The sequence below is a fragment of the Bradyrhizobium sp. USDA 4354 genome, from assembly GCF_054060315.1.
In genome coordinates this window covers 1,829,678-1,847,714 of sequence record NZ_JBSSDC010000001.1, presented here as the reverse complement: position 1 = coordinate 1,847,714, position 18,037 = coordinate 1,829,678, and the positions used below count along the sequence as shown (strand labels likewise).

The following is an 18,037-nucleotide window of genomic DNA, read 5'->3' as shown; positions in this document are numbered from 1 at the left end:
GGACCGATCCGGGTTGCCGGGCGGGATTGGCTGGCCTACCTATGGCCCATGAAATTCCTCGACGAAGCAAAGGTCTATATCCGCTCCGGTGACGGCGGGAACGGCTGCGTGGCGTTCCGCCGCGAGAAGTTCATCGAATTCGGCGGTCCCTCCGGCGGCAATGGCGGCCGCGGCGGCAATGTCATCATCGAGGTCGCCGACGGGCTGAACACGCTGATCGACTACCGCTACCAGCAGCACTTCAAGGCCCAGAAGGGCGAGAACGGCATGGGCTCGGACCGCCACGGCGCCAACGGCAAGAACATCGTGCTGAAGGTCCCCATGGGCACGCAGATCTTCGACGAGGACCGCGAGACGCTGATCCACGACTTCACCAAGGTCGGCGAGAAATTCGTGCTGGCCGAGGGCGGCAATGGCGGCTTCGGCAATGCGCATTTCAAATCGTCGACCAACCGAGCGCCGCGCAACGCCAATCCCGGCCAGCCCGGCGAGGAGCGCTGGATCTGGCTGCGGCTGAAACTCATCGCCGATGCCGGCCTCGTCGGCCTGCCCAATGCCGGCAAGTCGACCTTCCTCTCCAAGGTCAGCGCGGCGAAGCCGAAGATCGCCGACTATCCCTTCACCACGCTGCATCCGCAGCTCGGCGTCGTGAATGCCGACGGCCGCGAATTCGTGCTGGCGGATATTCCCGGCTTGATCGAGGGCGCGCATGAAGGCGCGGGCCTCGGCGACCGCTTCCTCGGCCATGTCGAACGCTGCCGCGTGCTGCTGCATCTTGTCGACGCAACCTGCGAGCACGCCGGCAAGGCCTACAAGACCGTGCGCAAGGAGCTCGATGCCTATGGCGGGCAGCTCACCGACAAGATCGAGATCGTCGCGCTGAACAAGATCGACGCGGTCGAGCCGGACGAGCTCAAGAAGCAGAAGGACCGCCTGAAGCGCGCCGCCAAGAAGACGCCGCTGCTGCTCTCCGGCGTCACCGGCCAGGGCGTCAAGGAAGCGTTGCGTGCGCTGGCCGACGTGATCGGCGAAAGCCCGGTGTCCGCGAAGGCGAAGAGCGCAGCCGAAGCGGAGCCGTGGTCGGCGTGAAGTAAGCACCGCTCTCTCCACCGTCGTCCCCGCCTAGTGCGCAATTGCGCACGGGGCGCGGGGACCATACCGCGTGATCTCTCGATGCGGATGGTTGCTGTACCGAACTTCTGATCTTCGCCAAACCACTCCCTGTGGTTATGGGTCCCTGCTTTCGCACTAGTGCATGCACATATCTTCCCGAGTCTAATCAATGACTTGCCTCTGGAGTGCAGAGAAATGCTGCACTCCGGCGGACCGACCCTCGTGAATTCTCGTCGCTGAGTGGTGAGCAAGTCTTTGATTGAGAGTCGGTTTTTAGGTTCGAAAAGATATGTGCATGCACTAGTGCTTTCGCAGGGACGACAGTGGAGTTGGCGACTGCGGTCACGCGCATCTCTGGCTTGTCTTCGCTGGCGCAATAGCGCAGCATCGAACAATCAAGAAAATGCAGGGGCGAGGCATGGCGCGCGCGAAGAACGTTCTCTGGATCATGTGCGACCAGCTTCGCTATGATTATCTCGGCTGCACCGGCCATCCCACGCTGAAGACACCGAACATCGACGCCATGGCGAAGCGCGGCGTGCTCTTCACCAAGGCTTATGTGCAATCGCCGATCTGCGGCCCGTCGCGGATGTCGTTCTACACCGGGCGCTACATGCGCTCGCACGGCTCGCACTGGAACGGCTGGCCGCTGCGCGTTGGCGAGCCCACGCTCGGCGATCACCTCAACAAGATCGGCGTGCGCAACGTGCTGGTCGGCAAGACCCATATGGCCCCCGACCTCGAAGGCATGAAGGCGCTCGGCATCCCCCCGGAATCGGTCATCGGCGTGCATGTCGCCGAATGCGGTTTCGAGCCCTATGAGCGCGACGACGGCCTGCATCCGACGGGACGGCCGCGGCCGAAATACGATGACTATCTGCGCAGCCAAGGTTTTGAAGCCACCAATCCCTGGGAGCATTGGGCCAATTCGGGTGCGGCTGACGACGGCTCGCTGCAGAACGGCTGGCTGCTGGTGCACGCCGACAAGGCCGCGCGCGTGCCGGAGGAGCATTCCGAGACGCCCTACATGACGCGGCGCGCGATGGACTTCATCAGCGAGGCCGAGACCGACGGCCGGCCATGGTGCCTGCACCTGTCCTACATCAAGCCGCACTGGCCCTATATCGCGCCGGAGCCCTACGCCAGCATGTATTCGACGGATGACTTGATTCCGGTGATCCGCTCCGAGCGCGAGCGCTCGAGCCCGCATCCGGTGTTCGGCGCCTATATGGACATGCGCTACTCCCGCAACATGGCGCGCGATGAGGCCCGCGAGAAGGTGATCCCGACCTATATGGGCCTGATCACCCAGATCGACGACCAGATGGGCGTGCTGATGAAGTTTTTGGAGGCGCGCGGCCTGCTGGAGACGACGATGATCGTGTTCACCTCCGATCACGGCGATTATCTCGGCGATCACTGGATGGGCGAGAAGGACCTGTTCCACGAACAGTCGGCGAAGATCCCGCTGATCATCATTGATCCGTCGAAACAGGCCGACGCCACGCGGGGCACGCGCAGCGATGCGCTGGTTGAGGCGATCGATCTCGCCCCAACCTTCGTCGATTATTTCGGCGGCAAGGTGCCGGGCCACATTCTCGAAGGACGCTCGCTGCTGCCGCTGCTGCGCGGCCCAACGCCGCCGGATTGGCGCAAGGTGGCGTTCTCCGAATACGACTACGCGATGCAGGACGTGCGTTTGAAGCTGAACCAGCCGATCGAACGCTGCCGCCTGTTCATGGTGTTCGACGGCCGCTGGAAATACATCCACACCTCCGGCTTCCGCCCGATGCTGTACGACCTCGAGGCCGATCCGGAAGAGTTTGTGGATCGCGGCGACGATCCTGAATGCGCCGGTGTGATCGCGCGCCTCCAGGCGGAATTGTTCGACTGGGCGCTGCATCCGAGCGGTCACATCACCACGCCCCCCGAAAAGATCGCAGCCTATGCCGAGAACCAGCTCCAAGTGAAAGGCGGCTTCCTGATCGGCATCTGGGATGAGAAAGAGCTCGCATCGATCCGCGACGGCATCGCGCAGCGCGCGAAGCTGTAAGACCCTCATGGTGAGGAGGCGCGCGAGCGCCGTCTCGAACCATGAAGGCTCGTCTCTCGCACCTCGGCCTTCATCCTTCGAGACGCGCGTTCCGCGCTCCTCAGGATGAGGGGAGACAGCGCATCGCTCGTCCTAATTCTCGATCTTGTAGCCCGTCGCCTGCACGATCGGCCGCCAGAACGCGATATTCGCCGCGAGCTGTTTTGACAGGCCTTCCGCCGTGCTGCCGACCGGGATCAGGCCGATGGCGGCGAGCTTGTCCTTCACCTCCGGCTTGGCCAGCATCGCGACCGCGGCTGCGCTGAGCTTTTCGGCAAAATCCGGCGGGCTGCCGGCGGGGAGCCACATGCCGTACCAGCCGTCGGCAACGAGATCGATGCCGCTTTCCTTCAGCGTCGGCACATCGGGGACGAACGGCGAGCGCTCTGCGCTTGCAATCGCGAGGATCCTCACGCCGTTGGCACGATGCTGCGCGATCGCATCGGATACCGTGGTGATGCCGAACGGCAGATGGCCGGCGATGAGATCATTCATGACAAGCGCGCTCCCGCGATAGGGCGCCCGGGTCATTGAAAGACCAAGGATCTGTTCAAGTCGCCATCCGAGGAAGTGCGGGATGTTGCCGCTGCCTGGTGTCCCATAGGCGGCCTTTGCGACATTTGCCCTCAACCAGATGACGAGTTCACTAAAACTACCCACCCCGATCGCGGGACTTGCAACGACGGCAAACTCGAAGCGAACGAGTTGCGACACGGGGACGAAATCCCTGGCCGCGTCGAAGCTCGGTTGATTCTCCACCATCGGCAGCAGGTACATGGTCGGACCGGTCGTCACCAAGATTGTATTGCCGTCGGAGCTTGCGCCCTTCACGGCCCTGATTCCGATCAACCCGTCCCCACCGGTACGATTCTCGACGATCATGGTTCGCCCAAGCGCGGCGCCGAATTGCTCGGCGATGAGACGACACAAGGCATCACCGCTGCCGCCTGCCGCGAACGGGAAGATGATGCGCGTCAGCGGACCGGATTGAGCATGTGCGCCACTGGCCTGCGCCAGCAAGGGCAGCGAGAGGCCTCCGGCGATGAAGCTGCGTCGGTCCACGTCATCCTCCCTCGTTATTGATTATTCGAGGCATAGACTGCCCGGGCCTCGGCCGACAAGGGCGCCGTTCGGCCTATTTACCGGCTCCGCTGCCTTGCGCCGGCCACCGTCCTGCTGCAAAAGCTAGCCGCATCGGCGCCGCCCTTTTTCGCTCCGCCGGACCAACGACAGAGCAATTTGACGACCGCCATGGCCAGCCCCGAACTCAGTCAATTCCGCCGCATCGTCGTCAAGGTCGGATCCGCGCTGCTGGTCGATTCCGACAAGGGCGAGCTGCGGGCGTCCTGGCTCGCCGCGCTTGCCGACGACATGGCCAAGCTGCACCGCGAGGGACGCGACGTGCTCGTGGTGTCCTCAGGCTCGATCGCGCTCGGCCGCAGCCGGCTCAAGCTGCCGCGCGGCCCGCTGAAGCTGGAGGAGAGCCAGGCCGCCGCGGCCGTCGGCCAGATCGAACTGGCGCGGATCTGGTCGGAGGTGCTGGGGGCCCACGGCATCGGCGCCGGCCAGATCCTGGTGACGCTGCAGGACACCGAGGAGCGCCGCCGCTATCTCAATGCGCGCTCCACCATCGGCAAGCTCCTGGAATGGCGCGCCATCCCCGTGATCAACGAGAACGACACGGTCGCGACCAACGAAATCCGCTACGGCGACAATGACCGCCTCGCCGCGCGCGTCGCCACCATGGCGAGCGCCGATCTGCTCGTGCTGCTGTCCGACATCGACGGGCTCTACGACGCGCCGCCGAAGAACAATCCGAACGCCAAGCTCATTCCCGTCGTCGACAGCATCTCCTCGGAGATCGAGGCCGTGGCGGGCGACGCCGAGTCCGAGCTGTCGCGCGGCGGCATGCGCACCAAGGTCGAGGCGGCCAAGATCGCGACGACCGGAGGCACGCACATGCTGATCGCCTCCGGCAAGATCGAGCATCCCTTGCAGGCGATCGCCGATGGCGGCCGCTGCACCTGGTTCCTGACGCCGGCCAATCCCATCACCTCGCGCAAGCGCTGGATCGCGGGGACGCTGGAGCCGAAGGGCACGCTGACCATCGATGCCGGCGCCGTAACGGCGCTGCGCGCCGGCGCCAGCCTGCTGCCGGCCGGCGTGATCAAGGTCGAGGGCCAGTTCGCCCGCGGCGATGCGGTGATCGTGCGCGGCCCCGACAGCAGCGAGGTCGGCCGCGGCCTGATTGCCTATGACGCCGATGATGCCGAGCGGATCAAGGGCCGCTCCTCCCCGGACGTGATGGCCATCCTCGGCATCAGCGGCCGCGCGGAGATGATCCACCGCGACGATCTGGTGGTGGGCGGGTAAAGCCAGCCGCGGCTATTGCATGTCGTCAGCGTTGATATCCTGCCGGCCGTGCATGACGCGGACAATCTCGACGCCGTCCGGTAACGGAACATAGAAGATGACGTAATTGCCGACGGGGGAAGCTGCGCAAGCCGATGCGTAAGTCCCGGCGTTCGCGCCCGGCAAGCGGATTCCCCAAGAGCATTTCGAATATCTCGGCGATCCGCGCGATCTGCTTGTCGGCGGACCGGACGCTGTGTGAAGCAATGAAGTCCCAGATCGAATCGAGATCGACGTCTGCTTGCGGGGTTTTGCGAAATCTATTTGCCACGTTTGCGCGCGGCCAAGCGTTGCCGTCCCCGCGCCTTGATGTCGTTCATCCATTCCTGGACATCGACCTCCTCCATCGGCCCGCTGTCGAAGCCCTTCTGGATCTCCTCCCGCAGCGCCTCCAGCTTGAGCTTTCGGCGCTCCTCGCGCTCCTCGACGAGGCGCAAACCTTCGCGCATCACCTCGCTCGCGCTGGCATAGCGGCCGCTCTCGACCAGAGTGTCGATCAAATCCTCGAAATGCTTGCCGATGCTGTAGCTGCTCGCCATTGGGGACGGCTCCGTTATCAAAATATGCTACTTATTGATATCTGGGCATCCCGCAAGGATGCGCCCCGCCTCCGGCCCAACCCGGCCATTGGCCGACCTGACGGCGCCAACCGAACCCCTGCCATACCCTCCCCGCCCTTCGCAAAAGCTGGATTTCCGTGCTAGGACACCGCCTTAGCAGAAGGTTGAACTCCCATGGCCGCCCCCCTCAAAGCCGTTGACGGCAATGCCGATCGGACTAGCGATCTCTTGGCGCTGATGTCCGATCTCGCCACCCGTGCCCGCGCGGCCGCGCGCGTGCTGGCGCTGGCGTCGCCGGAGCAGAAGAACCGGGCGCTGGAGGCCATGGAGCGGGCGATCCGCGCCAACTCGGCGGCGATCCTCGCCGCCAATGCCGAGGACGTCGCGGAGGCCCGCGCCTCCGGCAATGCCACCTCCGCCTTCATCGACCGCCTGACGCTGACGTCGGCGCGGGTCGAAGGGATGGCCGAGGGTATCGGCATCGTGCGCGGCATTGCCGATCCGATCGGGGTCGTCATCGAGAGCTGGCAGAGGCCGAACGGCATGACCATCGAGCGCGTGCGTGTGCCGCTCGGCGTCGTCGGCGTGATCTTCGAGAGCCGGCCGAACGTTGCGGCGGATGCCGGCGTGCTGTGCCTGAAATCCGGCAATGCCGTGATCCTGCGCGGCGGCTCGGACAGTTTTCGTTCCTGCCGCGCCATCCATGACTGCCTGGTGCAGGGCCTGCGCGAAGCCGGCCTGCCCGAAGCTGCGATCACGCTGGTGCCGACGCGCGACCGCGCCGCGGTCGGCATGATGCTGTCAGGGTTGAACGGGGCCATCGACGTCATCGTGCCGCGCGGCGGCAAGAGCCTCGTCGCGCGCGTCGAGCAGGAAGCGCGCGTGCCTGTCTTCGCGCATCTCGAAGGCGTCAACCACGTCTATGTCGACGGCAGCGCCGACCTCGCCATGGCGAAGTCGATCGTGCTCAATGCCAAGATGCGCCGCACCGGCGTCTGCGGCGCGGCCGAGACGCTGCTGGTCGATCGTGCCGCCGCCGGCAAGAGCCTGAAGCCGCTGGTCGAGATGCTGCTCGATGCCGGCTGCGAAGTGCGCGGCGACGACGCCGTGCAGAAGGCCGATGCACGGGTCAGGCCTGCCAGCGAGGACGATTGGGACACCGAATATCTCGACGCGATCATCGCGGCGAAGGTGGTGGACGGCGTCGACGGCGCGATCGCACACATCCAGAATCACGGCTCGCATCATACCGACGCGATCGTGAGCGCTGACGAGCGTGCGGCGAAGAAATTCCTGAGCGAGGTCGATTCCGCGATCGTGCTGCACAACGCCTCCACGCAGTTTGCCGATGGCGGCGAGTTCGGTTTCGGCGCCGAGATCGGGATTGCCACGGGCCGGTTTCATGCCCGCGGCCCGGTCGGCGCCGAGCAGTTGACGAGCTTCAAGTATCGCGTTCACGGCACCGGGCAGACGCGACCGTAAGCAATGTTGCAGGGCGGGCATTGAGCAACAATTTCGTCGTGCCGCGTCTTGTGGCGCAAGCGGTCCCGCCCCACACGGAGGGCATGCGCATCGGCCTGCTCGGCGGCTCCTTCAATCCGCCGCACCAAGCCCATCGCGCGATCAGCCGGTTCGCGCTCAAGCGATTGCAGCTCGATCGCGTCTGGTGGCTGGTCACGCCAGGCAATCCGCTCAAGGAGAACGGCACGTTGCACGAGCTCGGCGCGCGCATGCAGGCGGCGCGCGAGGTCGCCGATGATCCGCGCATCGAGGTGAGCTGTCTCGAATCCGTCATTCGCACCCGCTATACTATCGACACGATCAACACCTTGCGCCGGCGCTTCCCCGGCTTGCGCTTTGTCTGGATCATGGGCGCCGACAATCTCGCTCAATTCCATCGTTGGCAGGACTGGCGGCGCATCGCCGCCCAGGTGCCGATGGCAGTGATCGATCGCCCGCCGCAGAGCTTTCGCGCCCTCAGCTCGCCCGCCGCCCAGGCGCTATCGCGCTACCGTCTGCCCGAGCATAAGGCAGCCCTGCTAGCAGATCGGCCGGCACCGGCCTGGGTATTCCTGACCGGATTGAAGCTGAATCTGTCCTCGACGGGCCTGCGGAACCCGGACGGGAGCTGGAAAGGTACGAACTGAGACGGATGTGCGGACATGGTGTGGACTACGGGCTCTCTGGCATATTGAAACCCTTAACCCCACATGATGTAGTGTAACCAGTGAGCGCCGGATTCGGCGTTCGCGATACAGTGAAAGGAATGGTCCCTGACCGCATCTGTATTGTCCAAGCCTGTTTTACCCAAGGTTGCCAAGCCTACGCGTAAAACATCGACCAAAGCTGCGGCCTTGAAGGCGCAACCCGACGCCGACAAGACGCTGAGCCTGATCCTCTCCCGCCTCGAGGACATGAAGGCGGAAGAGACGGTCACCATCGACCTTCGCGGCAAATCGGCGTACTCCGACTACATGATCGTCACCACCGGCCGGGTGAACCGGCACGTCGGCGCGATCGCGGAAAACGTCACCAAGAGCCTCAAGGAAAACGGCGTCAAGAACATCCATGTCGAGGGCTTGCCCAATTGCGACTGGGTGCTGATCGATTCCGGCGACGTGATCGTGCACGTGTTCAGACCCGAGGTCCGCGAGTTCTACAATCTCGAGAGATTGTACACGCAGGGCCCAGGGGCGGCGAAGGCGATCTAGGCTCATCGAGCCGATTTCGAATCGGCTGACGCGCATGCTAGCGTCGTGCGCGTCCGGAATGCGCGCGGTCTTGAAAACACGGCGCTGAAGCCATCATGCGTGTTGCTGTCATTGCGGTGGGCCGGCTGAAGCAGGGCCCCGAACGGGAGCTTGCCGACCGTTATTTCGAGCGGTTCGACGAGGCCGGCCGCAAGCTTGGATTCCGCGAGCTCAGCATCCACGAAATCCCCGAGAGCCGCGCGCGCGACACCGCGACGCGGATGGCAGAAGAGGCCGCGGCGATCTCGGCGCACATCCCGGACAAATCGATCCTGGTGGCATTGGACGAGCGCGGCCAGAATCTCGACTCCACCGTATTCGCACGGCATCTCGGACGCTGGCGCGACGAGGGAGCCGGACATACTATCTTCGTGATCGGAGGGGCGGACGGACTTTCGCCCGAATTGCGCCGTAAGGCCAAGCTCGCGATCGCGTTCGGCTCTGCGACCTGGCCGCACCAAATGGTCCGCGTCATGCTTCTGGAACAGCTTTATCGGGCCGCCACCATTCTAGCCGGCCATCCCTATCACCGCGCGTGATTCGCGCCACAACGAGCACGTCTGCCTAAAGCGATGCGAGCGCCTGTCCTCAGTCTGCTGATTGCAAGCCTCGCAGGCACAAGCCTCGCGCAAGCTCAGACGGCAGCACCGGCGCCCCAGACCGCGGCCGTCTCGCCCGACGCCATCAAGCAGCGCGAGCAGGAGCTGGAAGCCGCACGCGCGAGACAGAAGAGCGCGGAGGAAGCGCAGGCCAAGCTCAAGACCGAGATCACCGCGCTCGGCCAGGACCGCACCCAGCTCAATCAGCAGCTGATCGAGACCGCCGCCAATGTGCGCACTGTGGAAACCAAGATCGACGAGGCCGAGGCGCGGCTGCGCGCGCTGAACGGCCGCGAGCAGCAGATGCGCGCTTCACTCGATTCGCGCCGCGCCGACATCGTCGAGGTGCTGGCGGCCCTGCAGCGCGCCGGGCGGCGCACGCCGCCGGCGCTGCTGGTGCGGCCCGAAGATGCACTGCAGTCATTGCGCACGGCGATGCTGCTCGGCGCCGTTGTGCCGGAATTGCGCGGCCGCGCCGAGAAGATCGCGGGCGAGCTCGGCGAGCTCGTGGCCTTGCGCAAGACCATCGCCACCGAGCGCGACCAGCTCGCCTCCGACCGCGACAAGGTCCGCAACGACCAGACCCGGCTCGCCGCCCTGGTCGACGAGCGGCAGCGCCAGCAGGCGGCACGCGAAAAGGACCTGGACGCCGAGAATTCGCGCGCCATCGCGCTTTCAAAGCAGGTCGGCGATCTCCAGGGGCTGATCGCCAAGATGGAGCAGGACCTGCAAAGCGCCGCCAAGGCGGCCGAGAAGGCGGCTGAGGCTGCAAGGCAGGCCGAGGCCAAGGCGGCCGCCAGCGCCAAGTCCGGTCCGGGCGCTTTCAAGGACAAGTCCCGCACCACCCCGGCGATCGCCTTCGCCTCGGCCAAGGGCCTCCTGCCGCTTCCGGTTAACGGTAACAAGATCAGGGATTTTGGCGGTTCCGACGGGGTCGGCGGGGTCCAGAAGGGTATTTCGCTGGCCACCAAGCCCGGCTCCCAGGTCACGACGCCGTGTGACGGCTGGGTGGTCTATGCGGGCCCATTCCGCAGCTATGGACAACTCTTGATCCTCAATGCCGGGGGCGGGTATCATGTCCTGATCGCCGGGATGGAGCGCATTTCGGTCAACATCGGACAGTTTGTGCTCACGGGGGAGCCGGTCGCGACCATGGGGTCGACATCTCAAGTCGCCTCCATTCTCGCCACGAACGCGAGTCAACCTGTGCTGTATGTCGAGTTCCGTAAGGACGGCACTCCAATCGATCCAGGCCCATGGTGGGCCGCAAATGAAGGCGAGAAGGTTCGCGGATGATGCGCAAGACTTCAGTAATCCTCCTCAGCGCCGCCACCGGTGCAGCGCTGACGCTGTTCGTGACCCAGCCGCGCGCGGTGTTCATGGGCTCCAGCGCGCGAGCCGCCACCGCGGACACCTATCGCCAGCTCAATCTCTTCGGCGACGTGTTCGAGCGCGTGCGCTCCGATTATGTCGAGAAGCCGGACGACACCAAGCTGATCGAGTCCGCCATCAGCGGCATGCTCACCGGTCTCGATCCGCATTCGAGCTACATGGACGCCAAGAGCTTCCGCGACATGCAGGTGCAGACCCGCGGTGAGTTCGGCGGGCTCGGCATCGAGGTCACCATGGAAGATGGCCTGATCAAGGTGGTCTCGCCGATCGACGACACGCCGGCCTCGCGTGCCGGCGTCATGGCCAACGACATCATCACCAATCTCGACGACGAGGCGGTGCAGGGCCTGACCCTGAACCAGGCGGTCGAGAAGATGCGCGGCCCGGTCAACACCAAGATCAAGCTCAAGATCATCCGCAAGGGCCAGGACAATCCGATCGAGGTCACCCTGGTGCGCGACAACATCCGCGTCCGCTCGGTGCGCGCGCGCGTCGAGCAGGATGACATCGCCTATATCCGCATCACCACCTTCAACGAGCAGACCACCGAAGGCCTGAAGCGCGAGATCTCCAGCCTCTCGAACCAGATCGGCGACAAGCTGAAGGGCTTCATCGTCGACCTCCGCAACAATCCGGGCGGCCTGCTCGAGGAAGCGGTCACCGTCTCCGACTCGTTCCTGGAGAAGGGCGAGATCGTCTCGACCCGCGGCCGCAACGCCGAGGAGACCCAGCGCCGCACCGCGCATTCCGGCGACCTGACCAAGGGCAAGCCGGTCATCGTGCTGGTCAATGGCGGCTCGGCCTCGGCCTCCGAAATCGTCGCGGGCGCGCTGCAGGACCACAAGCGCGCGACCATCGTCGGCACGCGCTCGTTCGGCAAGGGCTCGGTGCAGACCATCATTCCGCTCGGAAGCGGCAACGGCGCGCTGCGGCTGACCACCGCGCGCTACTACACGCCGTCGGGCAAGTCGATCCAGGCCAAGGGCATCGTGCCCGACATCGAGGTGCTCCAGGACGTGCCGGACGAGCTGAAGTCGCGCACCGACACCAAAGGCGAGGCTTCGCTGCGCGGCCATCTGAAGAACGATGGCGACGAGAAGACCGGCTCGCAGTCCTACGTCCCGCCGGATGCCAAGGACGACAAGGCGCTCAAGCTTGCCGGCGACCTGCTCCACGGCATCAAGAACAGCGCCTCCGCCGCACCCACGCCGGGTGGCGACAGCAAGGCCACGACCGACAAGCCCAAGGCGGCGAACTAAGGCGGCGAACTAAGTCGGCGCCACGCACGATCTCACGAAAAGGGCGGCTTCAGGAAGCCGCCCTTTTTGCTTGGAGGTGCCGTCGTCCCCGGCCTATCCCGGCCTGCCGCCGCTTGACCGCGGCGTGGTATCGTCGGCGTGAGTGATTCGGGATCGCGCATGACTGAGACGGCCGATGATCTGAGCGCCCCGCTCGGACAGGACAAGCCGCGCCGGAAACGCCGGCTGCGGCTGCCGTTCACGGCCATGCAGCTGCTTGCCGTGCTGCTCGGCCTGTTCCTCGTCACCTTTGCCGGCTTCGCCATCTTCAACAAGGACCCGCTCGGCGGCGAGCCGATCACCCGGATTGCAATCCGCGCTCCCAATGCCACGGACGAGAAGCCGGCGGCCTCGGGCCACGGCTCGGAGAGCAAGCCGGAGGGCAAGCACGAGAGCAAGGAAGCGCCGAAGCAGGCCGCCCCCGGTGAGCAGAAGACCGTCACCATGATCGACGGCTCGACCGGCGCACGCCACGACGTGGTGATCGGCAGCGCCGATGCCGCCGACAAGGGCGAGGCAGCGTCCGCCCCGCCGCCCGTCATGGCCGGGATCAATCCGAAGCTGCTGGAGAAATCACGCTACGGCATGATCCCGGTGGTCGCCGACGGACTGAAGCCGTTCAACGTCTATGCGGCAGACGCCGACCGCGCCAAGGCCGCCAAGATGCCCGTGGTCGCGATCGTGATCGGCGGCCTCGGCGTCGGCGCCGCCAAGACCACCGACGCTATCATGAAGCTGCCGGCAGCGGTGACGCTGGCCTTCACGCCCTATGGCGCCGACCCCGGCAAGCTCGCCGAGCGGGCCCGCGCGCAGCGCCACGAGATCTTCCTCCAGATCCCGATGGAGCCCTACGACTTCCCCGACAACGATCCAGGTCCGCAGACGCTGCTGACCTCGCTCAGCGCCGACCAGAACATGGACCGCCTGTACTGGCATCTGAGCCGGATGCAGGGCTATGCCGGCCTCACCAATTTCATGGGCGCCCGCTTCATCGCGACCGAGCCGGCGATGCAGCCGATCATCCACGAGGCGGCCAAGCGCGGCCTCGGCTTCTTCGACGACGGCGCCTCGCCACGCAGCATCGCGCCCCAGGCCGCGGCGAACCAGGCGATGCCGTTCGGCAAGGGCGACATCGCGATCGACGTGGTGCCGACCCCGACCGAGATCGACCGCGCCCTGAACAAGCTCGAAGCGACGGCGCGCGAGCGCGGGATCGCTGTCGGCACGGCCTCTGCCCTGCCCGTCTCGATCGAGCGCATCAGCGCCTGGACCAAGACATTGGGCGACCGAGGTATCCTTTTGGTGCCATTGACAACCGCGATGCTGAAATCAAAATCCAGCTAAATCAACGAATTGGTACGGCACGGCTCCCGCGGGGCCGCATCAAGCCGGACCTAAGGCATGCGAGGTCTGGCGGAATGGCGCGTTACGAGGATCTGCCCTACCGGACCTGTGTCGGTGTGATGCTGATCAATCCAAAAGGACTGGTGTTCATCGGCCGCCGCGCCGGCGGCATCGAGCATGTCGACGACGCCCATGTCTGGCAGATGCCGCAAGGCGGCGTCGATCCCGGCGAGGACACCTGGGAAGCCGCCAAGCGCGAGCTCTACGAGGAGACCAGCGTGCGCTCGGTCGAGCGGCTCGGCGAAGTCCCGGACTGGCTTACTTACGACATTCCACGCACCGTTGCGGGGCGCGCCTGGAAGGGCCGTTATCGCGGCCAGCGCCAGAAATGGTACGCGGTGCGCTTCACCGGCAAGGACAGCGAGATCAACGTCGAAAGGCCCGGCGGTGGCGGCCACAAGGCGGAATTCGTGAGCTGGCGCTGGGAGCCGATGCAGAATCTGACCGGGCTGATCATTCCCTTCAAGCGCCCAGTCTATGAGCGCGTGGTGCAGGAATTTTCCGCGCTGGCAGGTTAGACAGCGAGCTCCATCCCAACCCTCCGCTCGTCACCCCCGCCTAGTGCGCAATTGCGCACGGGGGGCGGGGGTCCATACCCCAGGGAGACGTTGTGCGGAGGGTCGCAACCGCGAGCTTTCAACAAACCCCAGCCTGTGGTTATGGATTCTCAGGTGCGCAATTGCGCACCATAGCTCGCGCTCCGCGCGTCCCGGAATGACAAAGATGACCGAACAAAAACCCTACCGCCCCAACGTGGGGATTGCGCTGTTCAACACCGACGGTCGTGTGCTGATCGGCCACCGCTTCAAGGGCGACGGTCCCGAGATCATCCTGCCGGGCCTTGACTGGCAGATGCCGCAGGGTGGCGTCGACGAGGGCGAGAACTTGCGCGATGCGGCGATGCGCGAGCTCTGGGAGGAGACCAGCGTCGTCAGCGCCGAATTCCTTGGCGAGACCGACTGGCTCACCTACGAGTTTCCGCCCTATGACGGGCCGCAGACGCATCGGCTGGCAAGATTTCGCGGCCAGCGGCAGAAATGGTTCGCGCTGCGCTTCTCCGGCAAGGACGACGAGATCGATCCGCTGACGCCGCGCAACGGCCAGCCCGCCGAGTTCGACGCCTGGCGCTGGGAGCGCCTCGACCGGGTCGCCGATCTCGTGGTGCCGTTCCGGCGTGAGGTCTATCGCGCGGTGGCCGAGCAGTTTGCGGGGTTCGCAAACTAAAACTGCGAAAACAACCCCATGCACAGTACCTAAGTATTCGATATTTCGAGCAAATGAGCGGCAGCGCTGCCATTTCCGCGCCGTCGATCGTGCAACAAAGTTTCAGCGCCCGCCACGGTGGTGGCGAGCGCTGAAGCTGTTCAGGGATGCCTTTGCAAGGTCGTCTTTTCGAGCCCCGGAGCAGCTGCGCCGGGGCTTAGTGCATAGCCGTGGAGCTGAGCTGCTGCTGGATGCTCTTGAAGTGGTCGAGCCGCTCGATGGCCTGATCGAGCTCGTCGCCTTCGTGCTCCTTCAGCCCCTCTTCCATCTCCGCGATGGTCTCGGCGAACTGTGCCCGATCGAGCTCGTCCAGCGACGTCGCGACGTCGGCGAGAACGGTCAGGCCGCTTTCGGAGACTTCGGCGAGACCACCGAGCACGATGATCTTTTCATGCCTGCCGCCCGTGGTCACGGTGAGAATGCCTGGCCGGATCGCAGCCACGACCGGCGCATGCCCCGCCAGCACGCCGAAATCACCCTCGACGCCGGGGATGTCGACCTGATCGACCTCACCCGAGAAGGCGAGCTTTTCCGGAGAGACGAGATCGAAATGGAAGGTGGCCATAAGAAACCTGCGAATGGTGAGTGGCGAAAGGCGAGTGATTGAAACAGGGAGCAGCTATTCGCCACTCCCTATTCGCTATTCGCCAGCTTAGGCGGCCTCCGCCGCCAGCTTCTTGCCCTTCTCGACGGCTTCTTCGATGGTGCCGACCATGTAGAAGGCAGATTCCGGCAGGTGGTCATACTTGCCTTCCACCAAGCCCTTGAAGCCCTTGATGGTATCGGCGAGGTCGACGAACTTGCCCGGCGATCCCGTGAAGACTTCGGCGACGAAGAACGGCTGCGACAGGAAGCGCTCGATCTTGCGGGCGCGAGCCACCGTCAACTTGTCCTCTTCCGAAAGCTCATCCATGCCGAGAATGGCGATAATGTCCTGGAGCGACTTGTAGCGCTGCAGCACCTGCTGGACTTGACGGGCGACGGCGTAGTGCTCCTCGCCGACGACCAGCGGGGAGAGCATGCGCGAGGTCGAATCGAGCGGATCCACCGCGGGGTAGATGCCCTTTTCCGAGATCGCGCGCGACAGCACGGTGGTGGCGTCAAGATGCGCGAACGAGGTCGCAGGCGCCGGGTCGGTCAAGTCGTCGGCGGGCACGTAGATGGCCTGCACCGAGGTGATCGAGCCCTTCTGCGTGGTGGTGATGCGCTCCTGCAACGCGCCCATGTCGGTCGCGAGCGTCGGCTGATAACCCACGGCCGAAGGAATACGGCCGAGCAGCGCCGACACTTCCGAACCCGCTTGCGTGAAGCGGAAGATGTTGTCGACGAAGAACAGCACGTCCTGGCCCTGGTCGCGGAAGTGCTCGGCGACGGTGAGGCCGGTCAGGCCGACGCGGGCGCGGGCACCCGGCGGCTCGTTCATCTGGCCGAACACCAGCGCGCACTTCGACTTCACGCTCGGATCCGGGTTCTTCGGATCGGCGTTGACCTTGGACTCGATGAACTCGTGATAGAGGTCGTTGCCCTCGCGGGTGCGCTCGCCGACACCGGCGAACACCGAGTAACCGCCGTGCGCCTTGGCGACGTTGTTGATCAGCTCCTGGATCAGCACGGTCTTGCCGACGCCGGCGCCGCCGAACAGGCCGATCTTGCCGCCCTTCGCATACGGAGCGAGCAGATCGACGACCTTGATGCCGGTGACGAGAATTTCGGCTTCGGTCGACTGGTCGGTGTAGGTCGGCGCTTCCTGGTGGATGGCGCGGGTGCCTTCCGACTTGATCGGGCCGGCCTCGTCGATCGGCTCGCCGATGACGTTCATGATGCGGCCCAGCGTACCGTCACCCACGGGAACCGAAATCGGCTGACCGGTGTCGGTCACTTCCTGGCCGCGCACCAGACCTTCGGTGGCGTCCATCGCGATGGTGCGGACGGTCGACTCGCCGAGATGCTGCGCGACTTCCAGCACCAGGCGGTTGTTGCCGTTCTTGGTCTCCAGCGAGTTGAGAATGGCCGGCAGGTGGCCTTCGAACTGCACGTCGACGACGGCGCCCATGACCTGGGTAACGCGACCGATCTGTGTGGCTGCTGTAGCCATTTACTGTCTCCTTCGATCCGAATTTCGTGTCCGGTCAGACTGCTTCTGCGCCGGAGATGATTTCGATGAGTTCCTTGGTGATCTGCGCCTGGCGCGTACGGTTGTAGACCAGCGTCTGCTTGCGGATCATTTCGCCGGCGTTGCGGGTGGCGTTGTCCATCGCCGACATCTGCGCGCCGTAGAACGAGGCGTTGTTCTCGAGCAGGGCGCGGAAGATCTGCACCGCGAGGTTGCGCGGCAACAGGCGCGTGAGGATCTCGTCCTCTTCCGGCTCGTATTCGTAAGACGTGGTGCTCGCGGCAGCGCCCTCCTCGACCACCAGCGGAATGATCTGCTGCGCGGTCGGGATTTGCGCAATCACCGACTTGAATTGCGAGTAGAACAGCGTGCAGACGTCGAACTCGCCGGCATCGAAACGAGCCAGCACCTTCTTGGCGATATCCTCGGCGTTGACGAAGCCGAGCTGGCGCACGCTGCGCAAATCCATGTGCTCGACGATCTGCTTGTCGAACTGGCGGCGGAGCTGCTCGTAGCCCTTGCGGCCGACGCAGAAGAACTTCACTTCCTTGCCCTGCGCGATCAGCGCCAGGGCGCGCTCGCGGGCTAGGCGCACGATCGAGGAGTTGAAGGCGCCGGACAGGCCTCGCTCGCCGGTGCAGACCAGCAGCAGGTGAACCTGGTCCCTGCCGGTGCCGGCCAGCAGCGTCGGCGCGCCGGGCGAGCCCGCCGCGGCGCTGGCGATGTTGGAGATCACCGCGCTCATCTTGTCGGCATAGGGACGCGCCGCTTCCGCGGCGGTCTGCGCGCGGCGCAGCTTCGAGGCCGCGACCATCTGCATGGCCTTGGTGATTTTTTGCGTCGCCTTGGTGGAGGCGATGCGGACGCGCATGTCTTTAAGTGACGCCATTCTTCGTTCACCCCGGCGGTTCGATCGCTTGGATCAAGCCGCTAGCCTATCCCAGTCGTCATGCCCGGGCTCGTCCCGGGCATCCACGTGCCGCCTCACACGTCGATAGACGTGGATGGCCGGGACTTCAGTTGCGAAGACGCGCTTCGCGC

Annotated in this window: 18 protein-coding genes; 12 read left to right on the top strand and 6 right to left on the bottom strand. The window is 64.9% G+C overall.

Going from position 1 to position 18,037, the window contains the following annotated elements:
• Positions 1 to 48 precede the first annotated feature (48 nt).
• On the top strand, positions 49 to 1,089 hold the full coding sequence (gene obgE, locus ACVIIV_RS08690; RefSeq protein WP_456743815.1) for a GTPase ObgE: 1,041 nt from the start codon (positions 49 to 51) through the stop codon (positions 1,087 to 1,089).
• A gap of 442 nt (positions 1,090 to 1,531) precedes the next feature.
• Entirely contained in the window at positions 1,532 to 3,166 is a 1,635-nt protein-coding gene (locus ACVIIV_RS08685; protein ID WP_456743814.1) for an alkaline phosphatase family protein, read from the top strand.
• 132 nt (positions 3,167 to 3,298) lie between these two features.
• On the opposite strand, the gene ACVIIV_RS08680 is transcribed toward ACVIIV_RS08685, so the two are convergent.
• Positions 3,299 to 4,267, bottom strand: coding sequence for a Bug family tripartite tricarboxylate transporter substrate binding protein (locus ACVIIV_RS08680; RefSeq protein WP_456743813.1), 969 nt, complete (start codon positions 4,265 to 4,267; stop codon positions 3,299 to 3,301).
• Positions 4,268 to 4,456: 189 nt separating this feature from the next.
• On the opposite strand from ACVIIV_RS08680, the gene proB reads away from it, so the two are divergent.
• Positions 4,457 to 5,578, top strand: coding sequence for a glutamate 5-kinase (proB, locus tag ACVIIV_RS08675; protein ID WP_456743812.1), 1,122 nt, complete (start codon positions 4,457 to 4,459; stop codon positions 5,576 to 5,578).
• A 25-nt stretch (positions 5,579 to 5,603) separates the two neighbouring features.
• Here the strand turns inward: proB and ACVIIV_RS08670 are convergent, their stop codons facing one another.
• Together ACVIIV_RS08670 and ACVIIV_RS08665 are read right to left on the bottom strand one after the other, a co-directional pair.
• On the bottom strand, positions 5,604 to 5,888 hold the full coding sequence (locus tag ACVIIV_RS08670; protein WP_456743811.1) for a type II toxin-antitoxin system RelE/ParE family toxin: 285 nt from the start codon (positions 5,886 to 5,888) through the stop codon (positions 5,604 to 5,606).
• Positions 5,878 to 6,156, bottom strand: coding sequence for a type II toxin-antitoxin system ParD family antitoxin (locus tag ACVIIV_RS08665; protein ID WP_157286469.1), 279 nt, complete (start codon positions 6,154 to 6,156; stop codon positions 5,878 to 5,880). The genes ACVIIV_RS08670 and ACVIIV_RS08665 overlap by 11 nt, the downstream gene beginning before the upstream one ends.
• 195 nt (positions 6,157 to 6,351) lie before the next feature.
• On the opposite strand from ACVIIV_RS08665, the gene ACVIIV_RS08660 reads away from it, so the two are divergent.
• The 9 genes from ACVIIV_RS08660 (at position 6,352) to ACVIIV_RS08620 (ending at position 14,844) form a co-directional block, all read left to right on the top strand.
• On the top strand, positions 6,352 to 7,659 hold the full coding sequence (locus ACVIIV_RS08660; RefSeq protein WP_456743810.1) for a glutamate-5-semialdehyde dehydrogenase: 1,308 nt from the start codon (positions 6,352 to 6,354) through the stop codon (positions 7,657 to 7,659).
• Positions 7,660 to 7,679: 20 nt separating this feature from the next.
• Positions 7,680 to 8,324 carry a nicotinate-nucleotide adenylyltransferase gene (locus ACVIIV_RS08655; protein WP_456743809.1) on the top strand — a complete coding sequence of 215 codons (645 nt, stop codon included), beginning with the start codon at positions 7,680 to 7,682 and terminating at the stop codon, positions 8,322 to 8,324.
• 207 nt (positions 8,325 to 8,531) lie between these two features.
• Positions 8,532 to 8,888, top strand: coding sequence for a ribosome silencing factor (rsfS, locus tag ACVIIV_RS08650; RefSeq protein ID WP_035702860.1), 357 nt, complete (start codon positions 8,532 to 8,534; stop codon positions 8,886 to 8,888).
• A 95-nt stretch (positions 8,889 to 8,983) separates the two neighbouring features.
• A complete protein-coding gene (gene rlmH / locus ACVIIV_RS08645) occupies positions 8,984 to 9,466 on the top strand; it encodes a 23S rRNA (pseudouridine(1915)-N(3))-methyltransferase RlmH (protein ID WP_027547557.1) in 483 nt (160 codons plus the stop codon).
• A 33-nt stretch (positions 9,467 to 9,499) separates the two neighbouring features.
• Positions 9,500 to 10,822, top strand: a complete 1,323-nt coding sequence (locus ACVIIV_RS08640; protein WP_456743808.1) for a murein hydrolase activator EnvC family protein — start codon at positions 9,500 to 9,502, stop codon at positions 10,820 to 10,822.
• Positions 10,819 to 12,177, top strand: a complete 1,359-nt coding sequence (locus tag ACVIIV_RS08635) for a S41 family peptidase (RefSeq protein WP_456743807.1) — start codon at positions 10,819 to 10,821, stop codon at positions 12,175 to 12,177. Before ACVIIV_RS08640 ends, ACVIIV_RS08635 begins: the two co-directional genes overlap by 4 nt.
• Positions 12,178 to 12,336: 159 nt before the next feature.
• Positions 12,337 to 13,560 carry a divergent polysaccharide deacetylase family protein gene (locus ACVIIV_RS08630; protein WP_456743806.1) on the top strand — a complete coding sequence of 408 codons (1,224 nt, stop codon included), beginning with the start codon at positions 12,337 to 12,339 and terminating at the stop codon, positions 13,558 to 13,560.
• A gap of 74 nt (positions 13,561 to 13,634) precedes the next feature.
• Positions 13,635 to 14,138, top strand: coding sequence for an RNA pyrophosphohydrolase (locus ACVIIV_RS08625; RefSeq protein WP_456743805.1), 504 nt, complete (start codon positions 13,635 to 13,637; stop codon positions 14,136 to 14,138).
• A 205-nt stretch (positions 14,139 to 14,343) separates the two neighbouring features.
• A complete protein-coding gene (locus tag ACVIIV_RS08620) occupies positions 14,344 to 14,844 on the top strand; it encodes an RNA pyrophosphohydrolase (RefSeq protein WP_456743804.1) in 501 nt (166 codons plus the stop codon).
• Between the two features lie 196 nt (positions 14,845 to 15,040).
• Here ACVIIV_RS08620 and ACVIIV_RS08615 read toward each other — a convergent pair whose 3' ends face one another.
• The 3 genes from ACVIIV_RS08615 to ACVIIV_RS08605 all read right to left on the bottom strand — a co-directional run bounded on the left by ACVIIV_RS08615 (position 15,041) and on the right by ACVIIV_RS08605 (position 17,885).
• Positions 15,041 to 15,448, bottom strand: a complete 408-nt coding sequence (locus ACVIIV_RS08615; RefSeq protein ID WP_456743803.1) for a F0F1 ATP synthase subunit epsilon — start codon at positions 15,446 to 15,448, stop codon at positions 15,041 to 15,043.
• 87 nt (positions 15,449 to 15,535) lie between these two features.
• On the bottom strand, positions 15,536 to 16,978 hold the full coding sequence (gene atpD, locus ACVIIV_RS08610) for a F0F1 ATP synthase subunit beta (RefSeq protein WP_456743802.1): 1,443 nt from the start codon (positions 16,976 to 16,978) through the stop codon (positions 15,536 to 15,538).
• Positions 16,979 to 17,012: 34 nt separating this feature from the next.
• Entirely contained in the window at positions 17,013 to 17,885 is an 873-nt protein-coding gene (locus tag ACVIIV_RS08605) for a F0F1 ATP synthase subunit gamma (RefSeq protein ID WP_456743801.1), read from the bottom strand.
• Positions 17,886 to 18,037: the final 152 nt, after the last annotated feature.

Coding starts and splice junctions, on each gene's coding strand:
- ACVIIV_RS08605 (WP_456743801.1), bottom strand. CDS start 17,885: ATGGCGTCACTTAAAGACATGCGCGTCCGCATCGCCTCCACCAAGGCG.
- ACVIIV_RS08625 (WP_456743805.1), top strand. CDS start 13,635: ATGGCGCGTTACGAGGATCTGCCCTACCGGACCTGTGTCGGTGTGATG.
- ACVIIV_RS08640 (WP_456743808.1), top strand. CDS start 9,500: ATGCGAGCGCCTGTCCTCAGTCTGCTGATTGCAAGCCTCGCAGGCACA.
- obgE (WP_456743815.1), top strand. CDS start 49: ATGAAATTCCTCGACGAAGCAAAGGTCTATATCCGCTCCGGTGACGGC.
- ACVIIV_RS08665 (WP_157286469.1), bottom strand. CDS start 6,156: ATGGCGAGCAGCTACAGCATCGGCAAGCATTTCGAGGATTTGATCGAC.
- atpD (WP_456743802.1), bottom strand. CDS start 16,978: ATGGCTACAGCAGCCACACAGATCGGTCGCGTTACCCAGGTCATGGGC.
- ACVIIV_RS08660 (WP_456743810.1), top strand. CDS start 6,352: ATGGCCGCCCCCCTCAAAGCCGTTGACGGCAATGCCGATCGGACTAGC.
- rlmH (WP_027547557.1), top strand. CDS start 8,984: ATGCGTGTTGCTGTCATTGCGGTGGGCCGGCTGAAGCAGGGCCCCGAA.
- ACVIIV_RS08630 (WP_456743806.1), top strand. CDS start 12,337: ATGACTGAGACGGCCGATGATCTGAGCGCCCCGCTCGGACAGGACAAG.
- ACVIIV_RS08620 (WP_456743804.1), top strand. CDS start 14,344: ATGACCGAACAAAAACCCTACCGCCCCAACGTGGGGATTGCGCTGTTC.
- ACVIIV_RS08635 (WP_456743807.1), top strand. CDS start 10,819: ATGATGCGCAAGACTTCAGTAATCCTCCTCAGCGCCGCCACCGGTGCA.
- ACVIIV_RS08685 (WP_456743814.1), top strand. CDS start 1,532: ATGGCGCGCGCGAAGAACGTTCTCTGGATCATGTGCGACCAGCTTCGC.
- ACVIIV_RS08615 (WP_456743803.1), bottom strand. CDS start 15,448: ATGGCCACCTTCCATTTCGATCTCGTCTCTCCGGAAAAGCTCGCCTTC.
- proB (WP_456743812.1), top strand. CDS start 4,457: ATGGCCAGCCCCGAACTCAGTCAATTCCGCCGCATCGTCGTCAAGGTC.